This is a genomic window from Acidovorax sp., from assembly GCF_047607405.1.
In the GTDB taxonomy this organism is placed as follows: Bacteria; Pseudomonadota; Gammaproteobacteria; order Burkholderiales; family Burkholderiaceae_C; genus Acidovorax.
This window is the reverse complement of record NZ_JASGDA010000001.1, coordinates 31,686-52,372: the sequence shown is the minus strand read 5'-3', so window position 1 is coordinate 52,372 and position 20,687 is coordinate 31,686. Positions and strand designations below refer to the sequence as shown.

Sequence of the window (20,687 nt, the reverse complement as noted above, 5' to 3'; positions counted from 1 at the left end):
AGTAAATGGTCAGTGTCACAGGCCCGGCCTGGTTCCCCCCTGGGCTGGTGCCGATTCACCAATGGGGGTCTCGAACTTTGAGAGGAGACAGCAATGAAGATGCAGTTCAAGGCGATCGCGTTCGCCGCAGCGGCCCTGGCAATGGGGCACGCCGCCTGGGCCGGCGAGGCCGAGGCCAAGAAGTGGATCGACAGTGAGTTCCAGCCTTCCACGTTATCCAAGGACCAGCAGATGGCCGAGATGAAGTGGTTCATCGACGCCGCCAAGAAGCTGCAGGGCAAGGGCGTGAAGGAAATCTCGGTCGTCTCCGAAACCATCACCACGCACGAATACGAGTCCAAGACGCTGGCCAAGGCGTTCGAGGAAATCACCGGCATCAAGGTCAAGCACGACCTGATCCAAGAGGGCGACGTGGTCGAGAAGCTGCAAACGTCCATGCAGTCCGGCAAGTCCATCTACGACGGCTGGATCAGCGACTCCGACCTGATCGGCACGCACTACCGCTACGGCAAGATGATGAACCTGACCGACTACATGGCAGGCGCCGGCAAGGAGTGGACCAACCCCGGCCTCGACATCAAGGACTTCATCGGCACCAAGTTCACCACCGCGCCCGACGGCAAGCTGTACCAGCTGCCGGACCAGCAGTTCGCCAACCTGTACTGGTTCCGCGCCGACCTGTTCGAGCGCAAGGACCTGAAGGACAAGTTCAAGGCCAAGTACGGCTACGACCTGGGCGTGCCGCTGAACTGGAGCGCGTACGAGGACATCGCCGAGTTCTTCACCAACGACGTGAAGACCATCGACGGCAAGCCCATCTACGGCCACATGGACTACGGCAAGAAGGACCCGTCGCTGGGCTGGCGCTTCACCGATGCGTGGCTGTCCATGGCGGGGTCTGCCGACATCGGCGCGCCCAACGGCCTGCCCATCGACGAATGGGGCATCCGCGTGGCCGACGACAAATGCACGCCCGTGGGTGCCAGCGTGGCCCGTGGCGGCGCCACCAACTCGCCCGCCGCCGTCTATGCGCTCACCAAATACGTGGACTGGATGAAGAAGTACGCGCCCAAGGAAGCCATGGGCATGACCTTCGGCGAAGCCGGCCCCGTGCCCGCCCAGGGCCAGATCGCGCAGCAGATCTTCTGGTACACCGCCTTCACGGCAGACATGACCAAGCCCGGCCTGCCCGTGGTCAACGCCGACGGCACGCCCAAGTGGCGCATGGCCCCCGGCCCCAACGGCCCGTACTGGAAGCAGGGCATGCAGAACGGCTACCAGGACGTGGGCTCGTGGTCCTTCTTCAAGGGCCATGACGCCAACAAGACGGCTGCCGCCTGGCTCTACGCGCAGTTCGTGACGGCCAAGACCACCTCGCTCAAGAAGACGCTGGTGGGCCTGACCCCGATCCGCGAGAGCGACATCCAGTCCAAGGCCATGACCGACGCCGCGCCCAAGCTCGGCGGCCTGGTCGAGTTCTACCGCAGCCCGGCGCGCGTCGCCTGGTCGCCCACCGGCACCAACGTGCCCGACTACCCCAAGCTGGCCCAGCTCTGGTGGAAGAACGTGGCCCAGGCCGTCACGGGTGAAAAGACGCCCCAGGGCGCCATGGACACGCTGGCCGACGAGATGGACCAGGTCATGGGCCGCCTGGAGCGGGCCGGCATGGCCCACTGCGCGCCCAAGCTCAACCCCAAGGGCGACCCCAACAAGTGGCTGAGCGACAAGCAGGCCCCCTGGAAGAAGCTGGCCAACGAAAAGCCCAAGGGCGAGACCATCGACTACAACAAGCTGCTGCAAGCCTGGAAGGACGGCAAGGTCCGTTGATCCTGGCATGTGACCGAGAAGACAGGCAGCCGCTGCTTACAAGGCGTCCGGCTGCCTTTTTTGCGCAAGAATTCAGGGTAAACCCCGATCTTTTCTCCCTGTCCATGGACAATTCCATCCCATGACCACCGCTCCTGCTGCTGCGCCCCTTCCTACCCGCCGCGCCGACCTTCTGAATCGCCTGGCCGAGCCGCGTCAGTACGACCTCGCCGTGATCGGTGGCGGCGCGACGGGCCTCGGCGTGGCGGTGGACGCGGCGGCGCGCGGCTTCAGCGTGGTCCTGGTGGATTCGCATGATTTCGCCAAGGGCACATCGTCCCGCGCCACCAAGTTGGTGCATGGCGGCGTTCGTTACCTGGCCCAAGGCAACATCGCGCTGGTGCGCGAGGCGCTGCACGAACGCACCACGCTGCTGCACAACGCGCCGCACCTGGCGCAGCCTCTGCCGTTCGTCATGCCGTCGTACCGCTTCTGGGAAACGCCGTTCTATGGCGCCGGGCTCATGGCCTACGACGCCCTGGCGGGCAAGGCCGGCCTGGGCGCCACGCAGTTCCTGGGGCGCGACCACACGCTGGCCTGCCTGCCGACGGTGCGCACCCAGGGCCTCAAGGGCGGCGTCAAGTACTGGGACGGACAGTTCGACGACGCCCGGCTCGCGCTGGCCCTGGCGCGCACCGCCGCCAGCCTGGGCGCCCTGGTGGTCAACTACTGCCCGGCCCGCGCGCTGGTGCATGAAGGTGGCAAGGTCGCGGGCTTCGTCTGCGAGGACGCCGCCAGCGGCCGCCAGTTCACGGTGCGCGCCCGCGCCGTGGTCAACGCCACCGGCGTCTGGGTGGACGGCCTGCGCCAGATGGACGGAGAGGCCATCGGTCGCCCGGTCAAGCCCATCGTCGCGCCCAGCCAGGGTGTCCACATCGTCGTGGACCGCGAATTCCTGCCCTCCGACCACGCCCTCATGGTGCCCAAGACGGCGGATGGTCGGGTGCTGTTCGCCGTGCCGTGGCTGGGCAAGCTCATCCTGGGCACGACCGACAGCCCGCGCCAGGACATCGTGCGCGAGCCCGAGCCTTTCCGGGAAGAGGTGCGCTTCATCCTGGAGGAATCCGCCCGCTACCTCACCCGCGCCCCGCAGCGCGAGGACATCCGCAGCGTCTGGGTGGGCCTGCGCCCCCTGGTCAAACCCCAGGATGACGACGGCGACAACACCAAGAGCCTGAGCCGCGAGCACACCGTGCTCACCAGCCGCAGCGGCCTGGTCACGGTGACGGGCGGCAAATGGACCACCTACCGCGCCATGGCCGAGGATGTGTTGCAAAAATGCTTCACCACCGGTTTGCTGGCCGAAAAGCCTGCAGGCGCCACCAACCACCTGCTGCTGGTGGGCACGCCCGCCGGGCCCGTGCGGCACCGCATCAGCGACCCGCAGGGCCTGCATTCCTACGGCAGCGAGGCCGAGGCGTTGCAGGCGCTGCCCGGTGCCGACGAGGAGCTGGGCGGCAGGCTGACGACCGCCATGGTGCGCTTCGCGGCGCGCCACGAATACGCCCGCACGGTGGAAGACGTGCTGGCCCGCCGCTGCCGCCTGCTGTTTCTGGATGCGCGCCAGGCGGCCGAACTGGCGCCCGCCGTTGCCCAAATCCTGCGCGAAGAACTGGGCGCCGACCCGCAACTGGATGCCTTCGTGGCCCTGGCCCGGCAGTACATGCAGGTCCCGGCGTGACGGGTGCTTGACTCCCGAAATATCTTTTGCCATAATCGAGGGCTTCGCGTTCAAAGCGCGAGGTTTCTGCCCAACGGGAAGCGCTGCAAATGGTTTGCGGCGCGGACGACGGGCCCAAGACTGACTGGTTGGCGCGTTGCCTGCCGGTACAAGTTGGGAATATTGAAATGATCCAGACAGAATCTCGGTTAGAGGTTGCCGACAACACCGGCGCCAAGTCCGTCCTGTGCATCAAGGTGCTGGGTGGCTCGAAGCGTCGCTATGCAAGCGTTGGCGACATCATCAAGGTGAGCATCAAGGAAGCCGCTCCGCGTGGCCGCGTCAAGAAGGGCGAGGTTTACAGCGCAGTGGTGGTCCGCACCGCCAAGGGCATCCGCCGTGGCGACGGCTCGCTCGTCAAATTCGATGGCAACGCAGCCGTGTTGCTCAATGCAAAGCTGGAGCCCATCGGCACCCGCATCTTCGGACCCGTGACGCGCGAACTGCGTACCGAGAAGTTCATGAAGATCGTGTCCCTGGCTCCCGAAGTTCTCTAAGGACGCGCCATGAACAAGATTCGCAAGGGCGACGAAGTCATCGTGCTGACCGGCCGTGACAAGGGCAAGCGTGGCACCGTCACGCTGCGCAAGGATGACTCCCACCTGATCATCGAAGGCATCAACCTGGTCAAGAAGCACGCCAAGCCGAACCCCATGAAGGGTACGACCGGCGGCATCGTGGAAAAGGCCATGCCGATCCACCAGTCCAACGTGGCCATCTTCAATGCCGCCACCGGCAAGGCCGATCGCGTGGGCATCAAGCTGCAGGCCGACGGCACGCGCGTTCGCGTGTTCAAGTCCAGCGGCGCCGAAATCAAGGCGGCCTAAGGGGTAAACATGGCACGACTCCAAGAAATCTACCGCGACAAGATCGCTCCCGAACTGACCAAGCAGTTCGGCTACACCTCGCCCATGCAGGTGCCCCGTCTGACCAAGATCACGCTGAACATGGGCGTGAGCGAAGCCGTGTCGGACAAGAAGGTCATGGACAACGCCGTGGCCGACCTGACCAAGATCGCAGGCCAGAAGCCCGTCGTCACCAAGGCCAAGAAGGCCATCGCCGGTTTCAAGATCCGCGAAGGCCAGGCCATCGGCTGCATGGTCACGCTGCGCGGCGTGCAGATGTATGAGTTCCTCGACCGTTTCGTTACCGTGGCCCTGCCCCGTGTGCGTGACTTCCGTGGTATCTCCGGTCGCGCCTTCGACGGCCGCGGCAACTACAACATCGGTGTCAAGGAACAGATCATTTTCCCTGAGATCGAGTACGACAAGGTCGATGCCCTGCGCGGCCTGAACATCAGCATCACCACGACGGCCAAGACCGACGAAGAAGCCAAGGCGCTTCTCGCTGGTTTCCGTTTCCCGTTCAAGAACTGAGGCGAAGCATGGCTAAAGTAGCTTTGATCCAGCGCGAACTGAAGCGCGAAAAACTGGCAGCCAAGTACGCCGCCAAGTATGCGGAACTGAAGGCCATCGCTGGCGATGCCAAGCGCAGCGACGAAGAGCGCGATGCCGCCCGTCTGGGCCTGCAGAAGCTCCCGCGCAACGCCAACCCCACGCGCCAGCGCAACCGTTGCGAAATCACCGGTCGTCCGCGTGGCACCTTCCGTCAATTCGGTCTGGCCCGCGCCAAGATCCGCGAACTGGCTTTCGCAGGCGACATCCCTGGTGTCACCAAGGCCAGCTGGTAAGCAGGCAGGAGAGAACAACATGAGCATGAGTGATCCCATCGCTGACCTGCTGACCCGCATCCGCAATGCACAAATGGTCTCCAAGGCCACGGTGCTGGTGCCTTCCTCCAAGGTGAAGGTCGCCATCGCCCAGGTGCTGAAGGATGAGGGCTACATCGACGGCTTCCAGGTCAAGACCGAGGCCGGCAAGTCCGAACTCGAAATCGCCCTGAAGTACTACGCGGGCCGCCCCGTGATCGAGCGCATCGAGCGTGTCAGCCGCCCCGGCCTGCGCGTGTACAAAGGCCGCGACTCCATTCCCCAGGTCATGAACGGACTGGGTGTGGCCATCGTCACCACCCCCAAGGGTGTGATGACCGACCGCAAGGCGCGCGCTACCGGTGTCGGTGGCGAAGTGCTCTGCTACGTGGCCTAACCCGCGGCATTGAGGAGAAAACTGAAATGTCCCGAGTAGGAAAAATGCCCGTGACCATCCCCGCAGGCGTGGATGTGTCCGTGAAAGATGACCAGATCTCCGTCAAGGGCTCTGGTGGCACGCTGTCGCTGGCGCAGAACGCCCTGGTGACCGTGTCGAACAAGGACGGCAAGCTCAGCTTCGAGCCTGCCAACGACTCCCGCGAAGCCAATGCCATGAGCGGCACGATCCGCCAACTGGTGAACAACATGGTGGTTGGCGTCAGCAAGGGCTTCGAGAAGAAGCTCAGCCTGGTCGGCGTGGGCTACAAGGCCGCCGCCTCCGGTTCCAAGCTGAACCTGGCCGTGGGCTATTCGCACCCGGTCAACATCGACATGCCCGCAGGCATCACGGTGGCCACCCCCACACCCACGGAAGTGGTGATCAAGGGTGCCGACCGCCAGCGCGTCGGGCAGATCGCTGCCGAGATCCGTGCCGTTCGTCCGCCCGAGCCCTACAAGGGCAAGGGCATCCGCTATGCGGACGAAAAGATCACGATCAAAGAGACCAAGAAGAAATAAGGAGCTGCAACATGTTGACCAAGAAAGAGCAGCGTCTTCGTCGTGCGCGCCAGACCCGCATCCGCATTGCACAGCAAGGCGTGGCGCGTCTGACCGTGAACCGCACGAACCTCCATATCTACGCCACCGTGATTTCCGGCGACGGCAGCAAGGTGCTGGCCAGTGCCTCCACGGCGGAAGCCGACGTGCGCAAGTCGCTCGGCGGCTCGGGCAAGGGTGGCAACGCCGCTGCAGCCCAGGTCATCGGCAAGCGCATCGCTGAAAAGGCGAAGGCCGCCGGTATCGAGAAGGTTGCATTCGATCGCGCAGGCTTCGCCTACCACGGTCGCGTCAAGGCCCTGGCCGACGCAGCCCGTGAAGCCGGCCTGCAGTTCTAAGCGGAGCGGAATACAAAATGGCTAAATTTCAACCCAAGGTGCAAGACGAAGGTCGTGACGACGGTCTGCGCGAAAAAATGATCGCGGTCAACCGCGTGACCAAAGTCGTGAAGGGTGGCCGTATTCTCGGTTTCGCCGCACTGACGGTGGTTGGCGACGGTGATGGCCGCGTGGGCATGGGCAAGGGTAAGTCCAAGGAAGTGCCCGCTGCTGTGCAAAAGGCCATGGAAGAGGCCCGCCGCAACATGGTGAAGGTCTCCTTGAAGAACGGCACCATCCACCACAACGTGACGGGCCACCACGGCGCCGCCGTGGTGATGATGGCCCCGGCCCCCAAGGGTACGGGCATCATCGCCGGCGGCCCGATGCGCGCCGTGTTTGAAGTGCTGGGCGTAACGGACATCGTTGCCAAGAGCCATGGTTCCTCCAACCCCTACAACATGGTCCGCGCCACGTTCGACGCGCTGGTGAACTCCACCACGCCCGCCCAGGTGGCGGCCAAGCGCGGCAAAACGGTCGAAGACATCTTCGCCTGATGGGAGCTGGTATGACTACACAACAAACCGTCAAGATTCAACTGGTGCGCAGCCCGATCGGCACCAAGGAATCGCACCGCGCCACCGTTCGTGGCCTGGGCCTGCGCAAGCTCAACAGCGTGAGCGAGTTGAAGGACACGCCCGAAGTGCGCGGCATGATTAACAAGATCAGCTACCTGGTCAAAATCGTCTGAGAGATAGATCATGGAACTCAATAGCATCAAGCCCGCCGACGGCGCCAAGCATGCCAAGCGCCGCGTAGGCCGTGGTATCGGCTCCGGCCTGGGCAAGACCGCTGGCCGTGGTCACAAGGGCCAGAAGTCGCGTTCGGGCGGCTACCACAAGGTGGGTTTCGAAGGCGGTCAAATGCCTCTGCAACGCCGCCTGCCCAAGCGCGGTTTCAAGTCGCACCTGCTCAAGTACAACGCCGAAGTCACCCTGACGGCGCTGGACCAGCTCGGCCTGGCCGAAGTGGACGTCCTGGCGCTCAAGCAGGCTGGCCTGGTGGGCGAGCTGGCCAAGGTGGTCAAGGTCATCAAGAGCGGCGCGCTGACGAAGGCCGTCAAGCTGAGCGGCATTGGTGCCACCGCTGGCGCCAAGGCAGCGATCGAAGCCGCTGGCGGCAGCGTCGCCTGAGCGTGATTGCTAAGGAAGGCATTCGTGGCTACTAGCGCAGCTCAAATTGCAAAGACCGGCAAGTTCGGCGATCTTCGCCGCCGCCTGGTTTTTCTGTTGCTCGCGCTGGTCGTGTACCGCATCGGGGCGCACATCCCCGTGCCCGGCATCGATCCAGCCCAGCTCCAGCAGCTCTTCAGCGGCCAGCAGGGCGGCATCCTGAACCTGTTCAACATGTTCTCGGGCGGCGCGCTGTCGCGCTTCACGGTCTTTGCGCTGGGGATCATGCCGTACATCTCGGCATCGATCATCATGCAGTTGATGACCTACGTGGTGCCCACCTTCGAGCAGTTGAAGAAGGAAGGCGAAGCCGGTCGCCGCAAGATCACGCAGTACACCCGCTACGGCACGCTGGGCCTGGCCCTGTTCCAGTCGCTGGGCATTGCCGTGGCGCTGGAAAGCTCCGCGGGCCTGGTGCTGAGCCCGGGCTTCGGCTTCCGCATGACGGCGGTGGTCAGCCTGACGGCGGGCACGATGTTCCTGATGTGGCTGGGCGAGCAGATCACCGAGCGTGGTTTGGGCAACGGGATTTCGATTCTGATCTTCGCGGGTATCGCTGCGGGCCTGCCCAGCTCCATCGGCGGCTTGCTGGAATTGGTGCGCACGGGTGCGATGAGCATTCTGGCAGCCATCTTCATCGTCATCGTGGTGGGTCTGGTGACTTACTTCGTGGTGTTCGTGGAGCGTGGTCAGCGCAAGATCCTGGTGAACTACGCCCGTCGGCAGGTGGGAAACAAGGTGTATGGCGGTCAGTCGTCGCACCTGCCCCTGAAGCTGAACATGGCTGGCGTTATCCCGCCGATCTTCGCTTCGTCGATCATCCTGCTGCCCGCCACGGTGGTGAACTGGTTCAGCGCAGGTGAATCCATGCGCTGGTTGAAGGACATCTCCGGCGCGCTGACCCCCGGCCAGCCGATCTACGTGATGTTCTACGCGGCTGCCATCATCTTCTTCTGCTTCTTCTACACGGCATTGGTGTTCAACAGCCGCGAGACCGCAGACAACCTGAAGAAGAGCGGCGCGTTCATTCCTGGCATCCGCCCGGGTGAGCAGACGGCCCGCTACATCGACAAGATCCTGGTCCGGCTGACGCTGGCAGGCGCGGTGTACATCACCTTCGTGTGTCTGCTGCCCGAGTTCCTGATCCTGAAGTACAACGTTCCGTTCTACTTTGGCGGAACCTCGCTGCTGATCATCGTGGTGGTGACCATGGACTTCATGGCCCAGGTGCAGAACTACATGATGTCGCAACAGTACGAATCGCTGCTCAAGAAGGCCAACTTCAAGGGCGGCACGGGTGGTTGATGAATTGTTGTTCCGCGCAAGCAGCCCGGGACGGATGGAAAAGTTTTAGGAGAATGCAATGAGAGTTTCGGCTTCGGTCAAAAAAATCTGCCGTAACTGCAAGATCATCCGCCGCAAGGGTGTGGTGCGCGTGATCTGCACGGATCTGCGTCACAAGCAGCGCCAAGGTTGATTGGAAAGTATTAGAGGACGCATATGGCACGTATCGCTGGCATTAACATTCCGCCGCACAAGCACGCGGAAATCGGTTTGACCGCCATCTATGGCATCGGTCGCACCCGCGCGCGCAAGATCTGCGACGCAACGGGCATCGCATACAGCAAGAAGATCAAAGACCTGACGGATGGCGATCTGGAAAAGATTCGCGAGCAGATCGAACAGTTCACCATCGAGGGTGACCTGCGCCGCGAAACCACGATGAACATCAAGCGTTTGATGGACATCGGCTGCTATCGTGGCTTCCGCCATCGCCGCGGTCTGCCAATGCGTGGTCAGCGCACCCGTACCAATGCACGCACCCGCAAGGGCCCGCGCAAGGGTGCCGCTGCACTGAAGAAGTAAAGAGATTGGAAGATCAACATGGCTAAGTCTCCCGCCAACAACGCAGCCCAGCGTGTGCGCAAGAAGGTCCGCAAGAACGTTTCGGACGGTATTGCCCACGTACACGCCTCGTTCAACAACACCATCATCACGATCACCGATCGCCAGGGCAATGCCCTGTCGTGGGCTTCGTCGGGTGGCCAGGGTTTCAAGGGCTCGCGCAAGTCCACGCCGTTCGCTGCCCAGGTGGCATCGGAAGTGGCTGGCCGCGCTGCCATCGACCAGGGCATCAAGAACCTGGACGTGGAAATCAAGGGTCCCGGCCCGGGTCGTGAATCCTCGGTGCGCGCACTGGGCGCACTGGGCATCCGCATCACGTCGATCTCCGATGTGACCCCGGTGCCCCACAACGGCTGCCGCCCCCAGAAGCGCCGCCGTATCTAATTTTCGCCAAGCCCACCGCCGCCTGTGAACGCGCAAGCGCCTCAGGCGGCTCCCGCAATGGTTTGCGGTAGATGACATAAAGGAAGCTCAAGTGGCACGTTACCTCGGCCCCAAGGCCAAACTCTCCCGCCGTGAAGGCACGGACCTGTTCCTCAAGAGCGCGCGCCGCTCGATCGCCGACAAGTCCAAGTTCGACTCCAAGCCCGGCCAGCACGGTCGCACCTCTGGCGCCCGCACGTCCGACTACGGTCTGCAACTGCGCGAAAAGCAGAAGGTCAAGCGCATGTACGGCGTGCTGGAAAAGCAGTTCCGCCGCTACTTCGAAGCCGCCGAAGGCAAGAAGGGCAACACCGGCGCCAACCTGCTGTTCCTGCTGGAGTCCCGCCTGGATAACGTGGTCTATCGCATGGGCTTCGGCTCTACGCGCGCCGAGGCGCGCCAGCTGGTGTCCCACAAGGCGATCACGGTGAACGGTCAGTCCGTGAACATCCCTTCCTACCTGGTGAAGGTCGGCGACGTTGTGGCCGTGCGTGAAAAGTCCAAGAAGCAGAACCGCGTGGTCGAAGCCCTGCAACTGGCAGCCCAGGTTGGCATGCCTGCATGGGTTGAAGTCAACGCCGACAAGGCCGAAGGCGTGTTCAAGAAGGTGCCCGACCGTGATGAGTTCGGCGCCGACATCAACGAATCGCTGATCGTTGAGTTGTATTCGCGCTAATTAGGTAGTTCAAGAAAACCGTCCCTGAACCGCGAGGCATCGCGGTTTAGGCGCTTCACCAGCCTTACCGGTGTAACGAGCTGGGGGCATTGAGAGGAAGTCTGCATGCAAACCAATTTGCTGAAACCCAAGGCGATCAATGTCGAGCAGCTTGGCCACAACCGTGCCAAGGTCGCGCTGGAGCCGTTCGAGCGTGGCTACGGCCACACGCTGGGCAACGCCATCCGCCGCGTTCTGCTCTCGTCCATGGTGGGTTACGCAGCGACGGAAGTCACCATCGCGGGTGTTCTGCACGAGTACTCGTCCATTGACGGTGTGCAAGAGGACGTGGTCAACATCCTTCTGAACCTCAAGGGTGTGGTCTTCAAGCTGCACAACCGCGACGAAGTCACGCTCTCCTTGCGCAAGGACGGCGAAGGCGTCGTCACGGCGCGTGACATCCAGACGCCCCACGACGTGGAGATCGTGAACCCCGACCACGTGATCGCCAACCTGTCGCAGGGCGGCAAGCTGGACATGCAGATCAAGGTGGAAAAGGGCCGCGGCTACGTGCCCGGCAACCTGCGCCGCTATGCCGACGAGTCCACCAAGTCGATCGGTCGCATCGTGCTCGACGCATCGTTCTCGCCCGTCAAGCGCGTGAGCTACACGGTCGAAAGCGCCCGCGTGGAGCAGCGCACCGACCTGGACAAGCTGGTCGTCGAGATCGAGACCAACGGCGCCATCACCGCTGAGGACGCCGTGCGCGCCTCGGCCAAGATCCTGGTGGAACAACTGGCCGTGTTCGCGCAACTGGAAGGCGGCGAGTTGGCTGCTTTCGATGCGCCCGCCGGCCCGCGCGGCAACGCCACGTTCGACCCCATCCTGCTGCGCCCCGTGGACGAGCTGGAGCTGACCGTGCGTTCGGCCAACTGCCTGAAGGCCGAGAACATCTACTACATCGGCGACCTGATCCAGCGCACCGAGAACGAGCTGCTCAAGACCCCGAACCTGGGCCGCAAGTCGCTCAACGAAATCAAGGAAGTGCTCGCCTCGCGGGGCCTCACGCTGGGCATGAAGCTCGAAAACTGGCCGCCTGCTGGCCTGGACAAGCGTTAATCGCTATAATTTTTGGCTCCCTTCAGTGGGAGCAGTGCCGCGGGCAGTACCTGATACGGCTGCCCGTTTTAATTAAATCAAAGGAAAAAGCACCATGCGCCACGGACACGGCCTCCGCAAACTCAACCGCACCAGCTCGCACCGCCTTGCGATGCTGCAGAACATGATGAACTCGCTCATCGAGCACGAGGCCATCAAGACCACCGTTCCCAAGGCGAAGGAACTGCGCCGCGTGATCGAACCCATGATCACCCTGGCCAAGGAAGACTCCGTGGCGAACCGCCGCCTGGCCTTCAACCGCCTGCGCGACCGCGACAGCGTGACCAAGCTGTTCAACGAACTGGGTCCGCGCTTCAAGGCCCGTCCCGGTGGCTACACCCGCATCCTGAAGATGGGTTACCGCGTGGGCGACAACGCGCCCATGGCCTATGTGGAACTCGTGGACCGCGCTGCCGAAGCAACGGAGTCCAAAGATTCCGCAGCAGCCTAAAAAATAGGTTATAATTTCTGTCTTACCGCGCGATGGAGCAGTCTGGTAGCTCGTTGGGCTCATAACCCAAAGGTCGGAGGTTCAAATCCTTCTCGCGCAACCAAAACAGTTGCAAAACGCCCACTCTTCAGTGGGCGTTTTTGTTTTTGGATCTTAGGGCGTGTCATCCCTGAATTCGCCCACGTGAAAGCCAGCCAGGCCCCGCAATACGGCATCTGCTTTGTCGCGTGGCTTGCCCATGGATTGACCATGGGCTGCACCCCGCTTCGCGCATCCATCCGCATTGCGGGGCCAGCGCGTGGGTGAATTCAGGGATGACACGCCCTAGGCGGCGAACAGGTCCGCCTTGGCGGCCCGGGTGATTGCGGCCACGCAGGGGTGGGTGATGCGGCGCTCCACCGAGATGGCGAAGAACTCCTCGACCAGTTCGGTGGACCGGCCGATCACTTCCACGCCGAACTGCGCCGAGGTCTCCCCGTCCAGCACCGTGGGCGAGGTGAACACGCCCCGGCCCTCGCGGCCAAAGGCGTTCATGAGCGCGCTGTCGTCGAACTCGCCGACCACACGGGGTTGCAACTGGTGCTTGTTGAACCAGTGGTCTAGCTGCTGGCGCACCGAGGACATGGGGCCCTGGATGAGCATGGGCGCGCCCTGCAGGCAGTGGGGGAAGTCGCCCTGCAATTGGGCGCGCAGCGCGGGCGTGCAGCAAAAGCTCATGCCGCTGTGCCCCAGCGGGTGGTTGAACGCCTTCACGCCGATCTTGCGGGACACGGGCTCGTCGGCCAGCACCAGGTCCAGCCGGTGCAGGCTGAGCTGCGCGATCAGTTCGGGGAACTTGCCCTCCTGGCAGGTCATGTGGACCTGCTGCGGCATGCCCAGCGCGGGCTCCAGCAGGCGGTAGGCCACCGACTTGGCGATGGCGTCGGCCACCCCCACACGGAACTCCAGGGGCCTCGCCTGGCCGCGCGACAGCCGCACGGCTTTCTCCAGCTCGTCGCCCAGCGCGAAGATCTGCTCCGCGTAGCCCAGCGCCACGCGCCCTTCGCTGGTCAGCTCCAGCCCGCGCCCTCGCTTCCTGAACAGGTCGTGGCCCAGCCATTCCTCCAGTTGCTTGATCTGGCCGGACAGCGTCTGCGGCGTGGTGTGCAGCTGCTCACCGGCACGTACCACGCCCCCCGCCTTGGCGACGGTCCAGAAGTAGCGCAGGTGCTTGAAGTTCATGGCGTCCTCAACAGTTCGAAAAAAACGCAGTGTTGGAATCAATAAAACGAATATACGCGAAGTATCAAAGCTCCTACATTGAACGCCTGGGACCATTCCGTGGCGGTATTGCACGGTCTGGATGGGCAGACGAACGACGTTCACAAGGAGTAGCAACGATGCGAATCACGACCCGAGGACGATTGGCGGTATCGGCCATGACCGACCTGGCGCTGCGCCAGAAACTGCGCCCGGTGGCCCTGTCCACGATCAGCGCCCGCCAGGGCACGTCGCTGTCGTACCTGGAGCAGCTGTTCAGCGCGCTGCGCCGCGCGGGGCTGGTGGACAGCACGCGCGGACCCGGCGGCGGCTACACGCTGGCCCGGCGCGCGGAGCAGATCTCGGTGGCCGACATCATCCTGGCGGTAGAAAACCTCCAGGCCGACGACCTGCAAAACCTGGGCCCCGGCCAGGCCGCGCAGGTGGAAGCCATGACGGGCGAGCTGTGGACCAGCTTCAACGCGCGGGTGCTGGACTACCTGCAGTCGGTGAGCCTGCAGGACCTGGTGGCCCAGCAGCTGGAAAAGGGCGTGACGCAAGCCGCTGCCGAGGCAGAGCGGCCCGCTGCCGCAACGCGCCCCCGGCTGAGCCCGAGGCCGCGCCCGCTGATGGCGCGGGCGGGCGTGCCCAACTCGGTGTTCGCACTGGGCGCGGCCGTGGCGCTGCAGCGCCGCTGAACGCCTGCTACAGCTGCCGCGCGAGCTGCCTGATGCCGCGCAGCAGCATCTCCACCGAGATGGCGACCAGGATCAGCCCCATGAGCCGCTCGAAGGCCATGACCGCGCGCTCGCCCAGCAGGCGCTGGATGCGCTCGGCCAGCAGCAGCACCACGGCGCAGACCGCCATGGTCACACACAGCGCGGCCACCCACTCCACGCGCCGCTCGGGCGCCTGGGCGACCAGCAGCATCACGGTGGCCATGGCCGACGGCCCCGCGAGCGCGGGTATGGCCAGCGGCACGATGAGCGGCTCGCCAGGCAGCGCGGCCTCGGCGGGTGCGCTGGGCGGAAAGATCATGCGCAGCGCGATCAGGAACAGCACGACCGCGCCCGCGAGCTGCAGCGACAGGTCGCTCAGGTTCATGACCTGCAGGAACTGCGCGCCGAAGAACAAGAACACCAGCAGCAGCGCGAAGGCGATGAGCACTTCGCGCAGGATCACCCGGGCCCTGCGCTCGGGCGCCACGCCGCGCAGGGCGTTGGCGAAGATCGGGATGTTGCCCAGCGGGTCGGTGATCAGCAGGAGCAGGATGGTGGCGGAGGCGAAGGTGTAGCTCATGCGCGCCGAGGATAGCCCAGCGGCGGCGCTCCCCCCTCGGCACCTACAATGGCGCCCTCATGCCCACCGCCCTGCACGCCATCCGCCGCCTTCGCGGGCTCGCCCGCCTCGTGCTGGCGTGGTTCGCGCTGTCGCTGGGGGTGGCCGTGGCCTCGCCGCTGGTCAGCCCGCAGTCGCTGGAGCTGATCTGCTCGGGCTCGGGCGCCATCAAGCTGCTGGTCAAGACGGACGACGGCGCGCAGGAGCTGCCCGGCCACACGCTGGACTGTCCCCTGTGCGTCCATGGGGGCGCGCCGCCGCCCGCGCCGCTGGACCACGCGGCGCTGCCCCACCCCCTGGCGCACGCGCTGCACCCCGTTCCCGCCGCGCACATCGCTGAGCGCACGGCGGCGCCGCTGCCGCCACGTGGGCCGCCCGCCTTCTCCTGATTTGCTACTTTTTAGATAGCTGCCAGTGCTTGTCCATAAAGGGCGGTTTCAAGTCCAAGCGCTGGCGGCCTATTTGGCTTGTATTTTTCAGACATACGAAAAGACGGACGCACCATGCACCCCAAAACTATCAAAACCATAGCTGCCAGCGCTTTATTGACGGGCGCTATAGGCATTTTTTACCCTGCATCCGCGCATGTCGGCCTGGAATACCAGGTGGCCCCGGCGGGCAGCAGTTACAAGGCCAGCTTCAAGATCGGCCACGGTTGCGCGGGCTCGCCCACGCGGCAGATTGCCGTGGACATACCCGCAGGCGTGCAGGGCGCGCGCCCCATGCCCAAGCCCGGCTGGGCGCTGGACGTGCAGCGCGCCAAGCTCGCCCAGCCCTACACCAGCCATGGCCGCAGCGTGACCGAGGACGTGGTGCGCATCACATGGACGGCCAGGACACCCGACGACATGCTGCCCGACGCGCACTACGATGAGTTCGTGCTCGTCGCCACCATGCCCGCGCAGGCGGGCACCGTGTACTGGCCCGTGCGCCAGGTCTGCGCCGAGGGCCGCCACGACTGGACGGAGGTGCCGCAGCAGCCCGGCCAGAAGCTCAAGGCCCCGGCGGTCGCGCTGGAGATACTGCCCTCGGGCACCGCCGCACACCAACATTGATGGATCGATTTTTGAAAGGAACCCCCACCATGCGCACACTGCTCCGCGCCGCCGCCTTCACCGTTGCCGCCCTGGCCGCCAGCGCCGCCGCCCACGCCCAGCAGGCCCCCGTCAAGGCCGAGGCTGCCTGGGCCCGTGCCAGCGTGCAGGGCCAGAAGGGCACGGGCGCTTTCATGCGCCTCACGGCCCCCCACGGCGCGCGCCTGGTGCGCGCCGAGTCGCCCGCAGCAGGCACCACCGAAGTCCACGAGATGAGGATGGACGGCGACATCATGAAGATGCGCGCCGTCCCCGCGCTGGACTTGCCCGCAGGCCAGGCGGTGGAGCTCAAGCCCGGCGGCTACCACCTGATGCTGCTCGACCTGAAGGCCCCGCTGCAAAAGGGCGGCACCGTGCCCATCACCCTGGTGTTCCAGGACGCGCAGGGGGCCGAGAGCCGCTTGAACCTCACCGTGCCCGTCGCCACCGCGGCCCCTGGCGCAGCCGCCCCCGCGCACGACCACGGCCACAAGCACTGAGGGCGGGAAAACCGTAGGCCGCCCCCGGCGGGCGTTGGAGTAAGCTGCGCGCACCACAGATCCACCCCATCTCACGCGGAGCGGCCATGAGCGACACACCCACCAACTTCGGCTTCGGCAAATTCGTCCCCGGCTTCGACTTTCTGCAAAGCCTGGCCAAAGGCGCGACCAGCAGCATTCCGCAGCTGCCCAGCCTCGCCAACTGGGTGGCGCCCACCATCAGCGTGGAAGAGCTGGAAAAGCGCATCGACGAACTCAAGGCCGTGCAGTTCTGGCTGGAGCAGAACTCGCGCGCGCTGGCCGCCACCATCCAGGCGCTGGAGGTGCAGAAGATGACGCTGGCCACGCTCAAGGGCATGAACTTCAGCATGGGCGACGTGGCCAACGCCTTCAAGCTCAAGACCGCCGACAACCTCAAGAGCGGCGTGCAGAAGGCCGCCGACACCGTGAGCGGCGCCGCTGGCGCCGTCTCCCGCATGGCGGGCCGACCGGCAGCCGCAGAGGCCGCCCCTGCACCCGCTCCCGCTCCCAAGGCCGCCCCCGCCAGGAAAGTCCGCAAGCCCGCCAAGGCCGCCGCCGCTGCCGAATCGGCAGTGGTGGACCCGGTGCAGTGGTGGGGCTCGCTCACCAGCCAGTTCCAGCAGATCGCCGCCAACGCCATGAAGGACGCTGCCCGGCAGACCGCCATCGACACCACCCGCAACGTGGCCACGGGCCTGGCCAAAGGGGCTTTGAAGACGGCCACCGGCATGGCGAACCAGCTCGCGGCCCAGGGCAAGCGCGCGGCAAGCGCCAAGGCGCCAGCCTCCGCCCGCAAGACGGCGACCGCCAAGAAGGCGACGGCGGCAGCGCGCAAGCGGGCGCGCTGACGCGCGGCCTTGTCGGCGGCGGCGCCGGAGCCTCCCATGAAACTCTTTCCTAGCGGCCACGCCACCCATCCGCAGTGGCGCATGGCCGCCGCGCTGGTGCTGGCCCAGCTGCGCGCCCAGATGGCGCTGCCCGCCTACGCCGCCGCGCCCACGCTGGGCCTCATCTACATCACCGACCACTACGCGGGCGAGGCGCGCGCGCTGCTGGACTACCTGAGCGCCGAACTGCCCGAGGTGACGGACTGGAGCGGCACCGTCGGCGTGGGCGTGGCCGCCAACAACGCCGAGTACTTCGACGAGCCCGCGCTGTCCGTGCTGCTGCTGGACGTGCCGCCCGATCAGTACCGCGTGTTCTCGGGCGTGGCACCCCTGCGCGCGGGCGGCGGCTTTGCCCCGCACACGGCGCTGGTGCATGCGGACGGCAACACGCCCGAGCTGGCGGAGCTGATCGCCGAGATGGCGGCGCGCACCGGCTCAGGCTACCTCTTCGGCGGACTGTCGGCCAGCCGGGGCGCCAGCGTGCAGTTCGCGGTGGGCGGCAACGGCAACATCGCGGGGCAGGGCCATGCCACGGGCGTGTTCGACGGCGGCCTGTCGGGCGTGGCCTTCGGGGCCGGGGTGGCGCTGCTGTCGCGCGTCACGCAGGGCTGCCAGCCCGTGGGCGCGCTGCACACGGTCACCGCCGTGCAGGACAACCTGGTGCTGCAGCTCGACGGCGAACCGGCGCTGGACGTGCTGCTGGACACGCTGGACATCACGCTCGACGGCGACCCGCAGCCCGCCCTGCGCAAGGTGCGCGCCACGCTGGCGGGCCTGGCCGACGGCAAGGCGGCGTTGGATGCGCGCCGCACCGGCCACTTCGGCACCGACGTGCGCGTGCGCCACATCGTGGGGCTGGACGGCGCCCGGCGCGGCGTGGCCCTGGCCGACCGGGTGAATGCGGGCATGCGCCTGGCGTTCTGCCAGCGCAACGTGGCGGCGGCGCGCGCCGACCTCGTGCGCATCTGCGCCGAAATCCGCGAGGAGCTGGCGCCCGAAGTGCTGGAAGCCACGGTATCCGGCAGCCCCGACGCCGCGCAGCGCGAGCGGCGCATCTGCGGCGCCATCTACGTGAGCTGCTCGGGCCGGGGCGGGCCGCACTTCGGCGGGCCCAGCGCCGAGCTGCAAACCGTGCGCCACGCCCTGGGCGACGTGCCGCTGGCGGGCTTCTTCGCGGGCGGCGAGATCGCGCACCGCCACCTGTACGGCTACACCGGCGTGCTGACGGTGTTCGTGGCCGACGACTGATTCGCCCCCGTCAGTCGGCGGGGTCTTCCTCGGCCAACTCCGCTTCGGTAAGGCGCGTGGCAAGAATCTTGTCGATGGTCTTGCCGTCCATGTCCACCACCTCGAACTTCCAGCCTTCCCAGCGCACCGTGTCCGTCTCGGACGGCAGGCGGCCCGTGAGCAGCATCACCATGCCGCTCAGGGTGTGGTAGCGGCCGCGCTCCTCCTCGGGCACGGCGTCGAGCTGCAGGCGGTCCTTGAGCTCGGGCACGGGGATGTGGCCGTCCAGCAGCCAGCTCCCGTCCTCGCGCTGCAGCGCCCACGACGTTTCGGGGTCGCGCGGCTGGAACTCGCCGGTGATCGCCTCGATCAGGTCCTGCAGCGTCACGATGCCCTGCACCTCGCCGTACTCGTCGATGACGAAGGCCATGTGAACGTCCTGCAGCCGAAAGTTGTCCAAGAGCTCCATGCCCGTGATCGTCTCGGGCACGTACAGCGCCGTTTGCAGCGGCTGATCGGCCAATTGGCCGTGGGCGCTGTCGCGCAGCGTGCGCGACAGCCACTGGCGCGCGTTGATCACGCCCAGGATGTTGTCCATGCCGCCGCGCACCACCGGAAAGCGGGCGTGGTCGGATTCCTCGATGCGCGCCAGGTTCTGCTCGAACGGCGCGTCCACGTCCAGGCACACCACGTCGCCGCGCGGCACCATCAGCGAGCCGATCTGCCGGTCGTCCAGGCGGAACACGTTGCGCACCATGGTGTGCTCGTGCGACTCGATCACGCCGGCGGTGGTGCCCTCCACCAGCATGGCGTGGATCTCTTCCTCGGTCACGGGGCTGCCGCTGGTCTCCTTCACGCCCAGGATGCGCAGCAGCGTGCGCGTGGAGGTGGACAGCAGCAGCACGAAGGGCTTGGTCGCCAGCGCCAGCAGGTTGATGGGCCGCGCCACCAGGCGGGCGAAGGTCTCGGGGTAGGACTGGCCGATGCGCTTGGGCACCAGCTCGCCCACCACGATGGAGAAGTAGGTGATGAACACCACCACCAGCCCCGTGGCCACGTAGCTGCCCACCGGCTGCGGCATGCCCAGGCGCTCCAGCCAGCCCGCCAGCGGCGCGGCCAGCGCCGCCTCGCCCACGATGCCGTTGAGCACGCCGATCGAGGTGATCCCGATCTGGATGGTGGACAGAAAGCGCGTGGGGTCCTCGCCCAGCTTCACGGCGGCGGCGGCGCCGCTATCGCCCTCATCGATCAGCCTCTGCAGCCGGGCCTTGCGCGCCGTGACCAGCGCGATCTCGGACATGGCAAAAAGGCCGTTGAGCAGGATGAGGGCGAACAGTATTGCTATTTCCATACAAAGGGCACCGGCGTGCCCTTGGGTGTTGAGACAGCGATCATTGTAAGAAGCTGTTCGCCACGTACGGAAATTTGAGGTGTTTTTGGCCTCCAGCGCTTATTGGACGGGCGCTTATAGCTATTAAATAATGAGCATCAGCGGGCGCCGCCGATGCCCATGGCGACCGTCAGCGGCGGGTCGGGTCGTTCGGGCGGCTGTCGTAGCGGTTGGGCACGCCGTCGCCGTCGCGGTCCCAGCCGCCCGGTTGCATCTCCCAGCGACCGCCGTGTTCCACCCAGCGCGGTTCGCGGTAGCGGTAGCCGGGGCGTTCCTTCACCCAGTGGCCTCGCACCCACACGTGGCGGTGGCCGCGCCATTCCCAGTGGCCGGGCACCCAGACCTGGCCGCGGCGCGGGCGGGGCACGGCTTCATGGCGCGGCGGGGGCGGCGGGCCGTACTGCACCTGCACGGGCGCGGCGGCGGGCTGGTACTGGGGCTGCCCGGCCTGGATGACGACGGTGGCGCTGGTCTGCGCCTGCGCCGCCGTGGCGGCGCCGAGCGACAGCAGGACGACGGAAACGGCGGTGGCGAGTGCATTGCGGGCCATGGTGATGTTCTCCTGTGAAAAGATTCCTGCC

29 protein-coding genes and 1 tRNA gene are annotated in these 20,687 nt (G+C 65.5%); 26 read left to right on the top strand and 4 right to left on the bottom strand.

From position 1 onward, the window contains the following. Positions 1–93 precede the first annotated feature (93 nt). The 20 genes from QM569_RS00290 to QM569_RS00195 all read left to right on the top strand — a co-directional run bounded on the left by QM569_RS00290 (position 94) and on the right by QM569_RS00195 (position 12,534). Positions 94–1,827 (top strand): ABC transporter substrate-binding protein, encoded by a 1,734-nt coding sequence (locus tag QM569_RS00290; protein ID WP_414985214.1) that lies wholly within the window; start codon positions 94–96, stop codon positions 1,825–1,827. Between the two features lie 121 nt (positions 1,828–1,948). Beyond that, a complete protein-coding gene (locus QM569_RS00285) occupies positions 1,949–3,547 on the top strand; it encodes an FAD-dependent oxidoreductase (RefSeq protein ID WP_414985213.1) in 1,599 nt (532 codons plus the stop codon). Positions 3,548–3,714: 167 nt separating this feature from the next. Next, the gene (gene rplN / locus QM569_RS00280) at positions 3,715–4,083 is read left to right on the top strand and encodes a 50S ribosomal protein L14 (protein WP_007861702.1); all 369 of its coding nucleotides are present in this window, start codon (positions 3,715–3,717) and stop codon (positions 4,081–4,083) included. A gap of 9 nt (positions 4,084–4,092) precedes the next feature. Beyond that, complete coding sequence (gene rplX / locus QM569_RS00275) at positions 4,093–4,413, top strand: 50S ribosomal protein L24 (RefSeq protein ID WP_414985212.1); 321 nt, start codon at positions 4,093–4,095, stop codon at positions 4,411–4,413. A gap of 9 nt (positions 4,414–4,422) precedes the next feature. Next, a complete protein-coding gene (gene rplE / locus QM569_RS00270; RefSeq protein WP_291489373.1) occupies positions 4,423–4,962 on the top strand; it encodes a 50S ribosomal protein L5 in 540 nt (179 codons plus the stop codon). A gap of 8 nt (positions 4,963–4,970) precedes the next feature. After that, positions 4,971–5,276 carry a 30S ribosomal protein S14 gene (rpsN, locus tag QM569_RS00265; RefSeq protein ID WP_005793633.1) on the top strand — a complete coding sequence of 102 codons (306 nt, stop codon included), beginning with the start codon at positions 4,971–4,973 and terminating at the stop codon, positions 5,274–5,276. Positions 5,277–5,295: 19 nt separating this feature from the next. After that, a complete protein-coding gene (gene rpsH / locus QM569_RS00260) occupies positions 5,296–5,691 on the top strand; it encodes a 30S ribosomal protein S8 (protein ID WP_056420320.1) in 396 nt (131 codons plus the stop codon). A 26-nt stretch (positions 5,692–5,717) separates the two neighbouring features. Further along, positions 5,718–6,251 (top strand): 50S ribosomal protein L6, encoded by a 534-nt coding sequence (rplF, locus tag QM569_RS00255; RefSeq protein WP_414985211.1) that lies wholly within the window; start codon positions 5,718–5,720, stop codon positions 6,249–6,251. Between the two features lie 11 nt (positions 6,252–6,262). Further along, a complete protein-coding gene (rplR, locus tag QM569_RS00250) occupies positions 6,263–6,628 on the top strand; it encodes a 50S ribosomal protein L18 (protein WP_414985210.1) in 366 nt (121 codons plus the stop codon). Between the two features lie 17 nt (positions 6,629–6,645). Continuing rightward, complete coding sequence (rpsE, locus tag QM569_RS00245; protein WP_184860263.1) at positions 6,646–7,164, top strand: 30S ribosomal protein S5; 519 nt, start codon at positions 6,646–6,648, stop codon at positions 7,162–7,164. 11 nt (positions 7,165–7,175) lie between these two features. After that, on the top strand, positions 7,176–7,358 hold the full coding sequence (gene rpmD, locus QM569_RS00240) for a 50S ribosomal protein L30 (protein WP_291489369.1): 183 nt from the start codon (positions 7,176–7,178) through the stop codon (positions 7,356–7,358). Positions 7,359–7,368: 10 nt separating this feature from the next. Then, a complete protein-coding gene (gene rplO / locus QM569_RS00235; RefSeq protein WP_414985209.1) occupies positions 7,369–7,800 on the top strand; it encodes a 50S ribosomal protein L15 in 432 nt (143 codons plus the stop codon). 24 nt (positions 7,801–7,824) lie between these two features. Beyond that, positions 7,825–9,144 (top strand): preprotein translocase subunit SecY, encoded by a 1,320-nt coding sequence (gene secY / locus QM569_RS00230; protein WP_414985208.1) that lies wholly within the window; start codon positions 7,825–7,827, stop codon positions 9,142–9,144. 58 nt (positions 9,145–9,202) lie between these two features. Then, entirely contained in the window at positions 9,203–9,316 is a 114-nt protein-coding gene (gene rpmJ / locus QM569_RS00225; protein ID WP_005793651.1) for a 50S ribosomal protein L36, read from the top strand. A gap of 23 nt (positions 9,317–9,339) precedes the next feature. Beyond that, the gene (gene rpsM / locus QM569_RS00220) at positions 9,340–9,705 is read left to right on the top strand and encodes a 30S ribosomal protein S13 (RefSeq protein WP_414985207.1); all 366 of its coding nucleotides are present in this window, start codon (positions 9,340–9,342) and stop codon (positions 9,703–9,705) included. Between the two features lie 18 nt (positions 9,706–9,723). Further along, the gene (gene rpsK, locus QM569_RS00215) at positions 9,724–10,128 is read left to right on the top strand and encodes a 30S ribosomal protein S11 (protein ID WP_005793662.1); all 405 of its coding nucleotides are present in this window, start codon (positions 9,724–9,726) and stop codon (positions 10,126–10,128) included. A gap of 91 nt (positions 10,129–10,219) precedes the next feature. Next, positions 10,220–10,843 (top strand): 30S ribosomal protein S4, encoded by a 624-nt coding sequence (gene rpsD / locus QM569_RS00210; RefSeq protein ID WP_414985206.1) that lies wholly within the window; start codon positions 10,220–10,222, stop codon positions 10,841–10,843. Positions 10,844–10,948: 105 nt separating this feature from the next. Continuing rightward, a complete protein-coding gene (locus tag QM569_RS00205) occupies positions 10,949–11,941 on the top strand; it encodes a DNA-directed RNA polymerase subunit alpha (RefSeq protein ID WP_100408937.1) in 993 nt (330 codons plus the stop codon). A gap of 94 nt (positions 11,942–12,035) precedes the next feature. Beyond that, positions 12,036–12,431, top strand: a complete 396-nt coding sequence (gene rplQ / locus QM569_RS00200; RefSeq protein WP_414985205.1) for a 50S ribosomal protein L17 — start codon at positions 12,036–12,038, stop codon at positions 12,429–12,431. Positions 12,432–12,457: 26 nt separating this feature from the next. Further along, positions 12,458–12,534, top strand: a tRNA-Met gene (locus tag QM569_RS00195). Between the two features lie 221 nt (positions 12,535–12,755). Here the strand turns inward: QM569_RS00195 and nhaR are convergent. After that, positions 12,756–13,652 (bottom strand): transcriptional activator NhaR, encoded by an 897-nt coding sequence (gene nhaR / locus QM569_RS00190; protein ID WP_414985204.1) that lies wholly within the window; start codon positions 13,650–13,652, stop codon positions 12,756–12,758. Positions 13,653–13,810: 158 nt separating this feature from the next. Here nhaR and QM569_RS00185 point away from each other — a divergent pair, with 158 nt between their 5' ends. Next, on the top strand, positions 13,811–14,368 hold the full coding sequence (locus QM569_RS00185) for an Rrf2 family transcriptional regulator (protein WP_414985203.1): 558 nt from the start codon (positions 13,811–13,813) through the stop codon (positions 14,366–14,368). Between the two features lie 7 nt (positions 14,369–14,375). Here QM569_RS00185 and QM569_RS00180 read toward each other — a convergent pair whose 3' ends face one another. Then, on the bottom strand, positions 14,376–14,969 hold the full coding sequence (locus QM569_RS00180) for a MarC family protein (RefSeq protein WP_414985202.1): 594 nt from the start codon (positions 14,967–14,969) through the stop codon (positions 14,376–14,378). Between the two features lie 59 nt (positions 14,970–15,028). Here QM569_RS00180 and QM569_RS00175 point away from each other — a divergent pair, with 59 nt between their 5' ends. The 5 genes from QM569_RS00175 (at position 15,029) to QM569_RS00155 (ending at position 18,737) form a co-directional block, all read left to right on the top strand. Then, entirely contained in the window at positions 15,029–15,397 is a 369-nt protein-coding gene (locus tag QM569_RS00175; protein WP_414985201.1) for a DUF2946 family protein, read from the top strand. A gap of 114 nt (positions 15,398–15,511) precedes the next feature. Next, positions 15,512–16,063, top strand: coding sequence for a YcnI family protein (locus QM569_RS00170; protein ID WP_414985200.1), 552 nt, complete (start codon positions 15,512–15,514; stop codon positions 16,061–16,063). A gap of 29 nt (positions 16,064–16,092) precedes the next feature. Next, on the top strand, positions 16,093–16,581 hold the full coding sequence (locus tag QM569_RS00165) for a copper chaperone PCu(A)C (protein WP_414985199.1): 489 nt from the start codon (positions 16,093–16,095) through the stop codon (positions 16,579–16,581). A gap of 86 nt (positions 16,582–16,667) precedes the next feature. After that, positions 16,668–17,450: a PhaM family polyhydroxyalkanoate granule multifunctional regulatory protein gene (locus QM569_RS00160; protein WP_414985198.1), complete on the top strand. Its 783-nt coding sequence runs from the start codon at positions 16,668–16,670 to the stop codon at positions 17,448–17,450. 36 nt (positions 17,451–17,486) lie between these two features. Further along, positions 17,487–18,737 (top strand): FIST N-terminal domain-containing protein, encoded by a 1,251-nt coding sequence (locus tag QM569_RS00155; protein WP_414985197.1) that lies wholly within the window; start codon positions 17,487–17,489, stop codon positions 18,735–18,737. A 10-nt stretch (positions 18,738–18,747) separates the two neighbouring features. Here QM569_RS00155 and QM569_RS00150 read toward each other — a convergent pair whose 3' ends face one another. Then, the gene (locus QM569_RS00150; RefSeq protein ID WP_414985196.1) at positions 18,748–20,067 is read right to left on the bottom strand and encodes a hemolysin family protein; all 1,320 of its coding nucleotides are present in this window, start codon (positions 20,065–20,067) and stop codon (positions 18,748–18,750) included. A 169-nt stretch (positions 20,068–20,236) separates the two neighbouring features. After that, positions 20,237–20,656 carry a YXWGXW repeat-containing protein gene (locus QM569_RS00145; RefSeq protein WP_414985195.1) on the bottom strand — a complete coding sequence of 140 codons (420 nt, stop codon included), beginning with the start codon at positions 20,654–20,656 and terminating at the stop codon, positions 20,237–20,239. Positions 20,657–20,687: the final 31 nt, after the last annotated feature.